Origin of the sequence: Buttiauxella sp. S19-1 (assembly GCF_022134725.1) — a bacterium.
Taxonomy (GTDB): Bacteria; Pseudomonadota; Gammaproteobacteria; order Enterobacterales; family Enterobacteriaceae; genus Buttiauxella; species Buttiauxella ferragutiae.
This window is the reverse complement of sequence record NZ_JAHWLU010000228.1, coordinates 1-2240: the sequence shown is the minus strand read 5'-3', so window position 1 is coordinate 2240 and position 2240 is coordinate 1. Positions and strand designations below refer to the sequence as shown.

General features: G+C 50.6%; 2 protein-coding genes. Both read left to right on the top strand.

Annotated elements, in window-relative coordinates:
* Positions 1 to 1208 (top strand): type I secretion system permease/ATPase (locus MES37_RS24130; RefSeq protein ID WP_237932801.1); only part of this gene is annotated, 1208 nt, incomplete at its 5' end.
* Between the two features lie 2 nt (positions 1209 to 1210).
* Positions 1211 to 2240, top strand: a 1030-nt coding sequence (locus MES37_RS24125) for an HlyD family type I secretion periplasmic adaptor subunit (RefSeq protein ID WP_237932800.1), incomplete at its 3' end; no start/stop codon positions are given.

Here is a 2240-nt window from a genome sequence, read left to right as displayed (position 1 = left end):
CTAAGCGCCCTATTCAGCAAGCCCATTCATTGACCATCAATAATGCCAGCCGACTCAATAAGCAATTACAAAACTCCGATAGCATTGAAGCGATGGGCATGCTCGCTACGCTGAAACTCAACTGGCAGGAACAACACAGCAAAGTCCTGGTACTGCAAACGCAGATTGCCGATAAAACCGCCAACTTAAACAGTTTGAGCCGCTTTGTTCGCGTGTTGCTGCAATCCGTGGCGCTGGGAGCCGGTGCCTTACTGGTGATTGGGGGTCAAATTACCCCAGGGCTGATGATTGCCGCCTCCATCATTCTTGGCCGCGTCCTCAACCCGGTGGAACAAATCATCGGTAGCTGGAAACAGTTTGTGCAATTTCGCAGTGCGTGGCAGCAGCTATCGACATTGCTGAAGGAATACCCGGCACCGAAGGAAATTCTCACGTTGCCACGCCCAAAGGGCAATATCAGCGTCGAAGCGTTGTTTGCCGCAGCACCTGGTCAACGTAGCCCTCTGCTGCGTAACATCTCATTTCAACTCGAACAAGGTGAAGTGCTGGGCATCATTGGCCCTTCCGCATCAGGGAAAACCTCGCTGGCTAAGCTGTTAGTCGGCGTCTGGAAGCCGCTCTCCGGTAAGGTTCGCCTGGATGGCGCGGATATTTGCCAGTGGGATAAAGAGTTACTTGGCCCGTCAATCGGCTACCTCCCGCAAGATGTTGAATTGTTTGACGGCAGCATCGCGCAAAACATCGCGCGTTTTACCAAAAGCGACAGCGAACTTATCGTGGCCGCCGCTGTTCTGGCGGGTGTTCACGAAATGATTTTGCGCCTTCCGCAAGGCTACGACACGCCGCTGGGCGCGGGCGGGCACCAGTTGTCCGGTGGGCAACGGCAGCGTATTGGGCTGGCGCGCGCGGTCTATAACAACCCCGCTTTCCTCGTGCTGGATGAACCGAACGCTAATCTGGATGACGCGGGTGAATTCGCGCTGGTGAAAGCGATTAATACCCTGCGAACCCAGGGGCAAACCACCGTAATTATCTCGCATCGTCCGACGCTGCTTGGCGTCGTAAATAAAGTCTTACTGCTCAATGAAGGAGCGGTGCAGGAGTTCGGCACCCGCGACCAGGTCTTTGCCAATCTACGCCAGGCCAACGTTTTAAAACCGGTGGCAACCTCTGGCTCATCGAATAACGAACAGCAACGAGAGGCCTGAAGATGAAAAAGATTAAAAGCGAAATTCTGGGTTCTGGCAGCGTAGATACGCAAATTTGGCCGCCGATCCTGCGGGGGATCGTCGTCATTATGCTTGGCGTCGGTGGCTTCTTATTGTGGGCGGTACAGGCTCCTTTAGATGCGGGTGTGGTGGCTGACGGTACAGTCACGGTTTCCAGCAACCGCAAAACCATTCAACATCTGAGCGGTGGACGCGTTACCGATATTTTTATCAGAGAAGGCGATATTGTTAAAAAGAACCAGATATTAGTGCGGCTGGATAAAATGCAGCTCGACATGCGTTACAGCGCATTAAACGCACAATATATCTCAGCCAAAAGTAATGAAGATCGTTTATTGGCCGAAAGAGATGGCCTGGAAACCATTGCCTTCGACAAAGTGCTGACACAACAGTTTTCAACCAACAAACGCCTGATAGAAGTGAGAAACCTGCAAGAAAAATTATTTGATACGCGCCGCAAAAATATCCAGGACGAAGTGTCGATGATTCAGGAAACACTCGTTGGCCTTGTCGAGCAGACTGATAATTTAAATAAAATAAAGAGCTATCGCGATCATCAGTCTAATCTGATCAACCGTGAATTGGGTGCTATTCGCGCACTCAGTGAGAAGAACTACTACCCCAAAGCGCAATTACTGGTACTTGAACGCGAAGCTGCGGAAATATCCGGCAGTGTCTCGGAAGATATTCTGAATATTGCCAGACTCAAATCGCAACAAAATGAATTGAAAATAAAGGCCTATCAAGTGCGCCATCAATACCTGCGCGAAGTGGAATCTGAATTAACAGAAAAACAAAAAGAAGTGGCGATGCTGGAAGATGAACTGGTGTCAACCCGCCATGAGCTGGATAATACGGAAATCCGCTCGCCGATTGATGGCATCGTTCTGGATGTCAAAGTCAGCACCGTGGGCGGCGTTATTCAGCCTGGTGAACATTTAATGGATATTGTCGCGGCCGGACAACCTCTGCAAATTGATGCCAAAATCCCGGTGCATGCCATTGATAAAC